Here is a 1,662-nt window from a genome sequence, read left to right as displayed (position 1 = left end):
GCCGCTGGCGCCCTTGGCGTACGGGCAACCGCCCGCACCGGACACGGCCGAATCGACCACGCGCACGCCTTCTTCCAGGCAAGCATCGATGTTGGCCAGCGCCTGGCCGTAGGTGTCGTGGAAATGCACGGCCAGCGCCGACATCGGCAGTTCGGCGGCGACCGCGTGCAGCATCGCGCGGGCCTTGCGCGGGGTGCCTACGCCGATGGTGTCGCCCAGCGAGATTTCGTAACAGCCCATCTCGTGCAGGGCGCGCGCGACCCGCACCACCTCGCTGACCGCCACCTCGCCCTGGTAGGGGCAGCCGAGCACGGTGGAGACGTAGCCGCGCACCTTGACCCCGTCGGCCTTGGCGCGTTCGAGGATCGGGGCGAAGCGCGCCAGCGATTCGTCGATGCCGGCGTTGGTGTTGGTGCGGTTGAAGGTTTCCGAGGCGGCGGTGAACACCGCCACTTCCGAAACGCCCACGGCGCGGGCACGGTCGTAGCCCTGTTCGTTGGGCACCAGCACCGGGTAGGCGATGCCGGGGCGGCGCTCGATGCCGGCGTAGACCTCGGCGGCGTCGGCCAACTGCGGCACCCAGCGCGGGCTGACGAAGCTGGTGGCTTCGATGGTGCGCAGGCCGGTCAGGGACAGCTGCCGGATCAGTTCGATCTTGTCGGCGGTGGCCACCGGCTGGGCTTCGTTCTGCAGGCCGTCGCGCGGGCCGACTTCGACGATGCGGACGACATCATCCATGGCAGGCCTCCCGGCGAACGGGACGGCGCACAGCAGGCTGCAGAAGGGGCAGGGGTCGGGTCACAGGGATACCAAGGGAAAGAGGGTGGCCCACGTTCCCCGGCGGGCCACGAAAGGGGGATACGCGGGCTGGGCAACAAAGCGGCCAGCCCGCGCGGAAGGATCGCGGTCGTCGGGGGCGACCGGGGGCGCTCAGCCCGGGCGGTGGCAGACCGCTTCGATGTTGTTGCCGTCCGGGTCGAGCACGAACGCCCCGTAGTAGTTCGGGTGGTAGTACTCGCGGATGCCCGGGGTGCCATTGTCCTGGCCACCGGCGGCGAGTGCGGCGCGGTGGAACGCATCCACCGCCTCGCGGCTGTCGGCACTGAAGGCCACGTGCACGCCGCCGTGAGCGCCGGGGGCGTTGCCGATCCAGAAGTCCGGCTTGCCGGTGCGGCCGAAGCCGGCATGGTCATGGTCGCCGGTCTGTTCGGCACTGACCTGCATCACCACGCTGATGCCCAGCGGGGCCAGGGCCTGCTGGAAGAACGACAGGCTGCGCGCGAAGTCGGCGCAGCGGATCCCGATGTGGTCGAGCATGTGCGTGTCCTCAGTCCTGGGTGACCCAATGCGGCGCGCGCTTGTCCAGGAAGGCGCCCAGGCCTTCCTGGCCCTCGGCCGACACCCGCAGGCGCGCGATCAGCGCGGCGTTGTCGCGGTCCAGCGCGTCGCGGTCGCGACCCACGCTGACCCGGCGCACCAGTTCCTTGGCCGAGGCCGAGGCCACCGGGCCGGCCTTGTCCAGCAGGCCCAGCTGGCGCTGGACCGCCTCGTCGATGCGTTCAGGTTCGATCAGCTGGTGTACCAAGCCGATCCGCAGCGCGGTCTCGGCATCGAAATGCTCGCCGGTGGCAAACCAGCGGCGGGCCTGGCGCGGGCCGATCG

The 1,662-nt window shown here is 70.7% G+C and carries 3 protein-coding genes; all 3 read right to left on the bottom strand.

The features are described from left to right. On the bottom strand, positions 1–738 hold a 738-nt coding region (locus DBR34_RS19910), incomplete at its 3' end, for a hydroxymethylglutaryl-CoA lyase (protein WP_146186896.1). A 192-nt stretch (positions 739–930) separates the two neighbouring features. Next, entirely contained in the window at positions 931–1,317 is a 387-nt protein-coding gene (locus DBR34_RS19905; RefSeq protein ID WP_128098064.1) for a VOC family protein, read from the bottom strand. A gap of 10 nt (positions 1,318–1,327) precedes the next feature. Beyond that, positions 1,328–1,662 (bottom strand): enoyl-CoA hydratase-related protein (locus tag DBR34_RS24255; RefSeq protein WP_258224182.1); only part of this gene is annotated, 335 nt, incomplete at its 5' end.

This window comes from Stenotrophomonas sp. HMWF003 (genome assembly GCF_003061285.1).
In the GTDB taxonomy this organism is placed as follows: Bacteria; Pseudomonadota; Gammaproteobacteria; order Xanthomonadales; family Xanthomonadaceae; genus Stenotrophomonas; species Stenotrophomonas maltophilia_AP.
Note: the sequence above shows the minus strand (reverse complement) of the source record. Positions and strands in the feature narration are given on the sequence as shown.

Bases quoted from the DNA above. Each gene is read 5' to 3' on its own strand.
- DBR34_RS19905 (WP_128098064.1), bottom strand. From the start codon at position 1,317: ATGCTCGACCACATCGGGATCCGCTGCGCCGACTTCGCGCGCAGCCTG.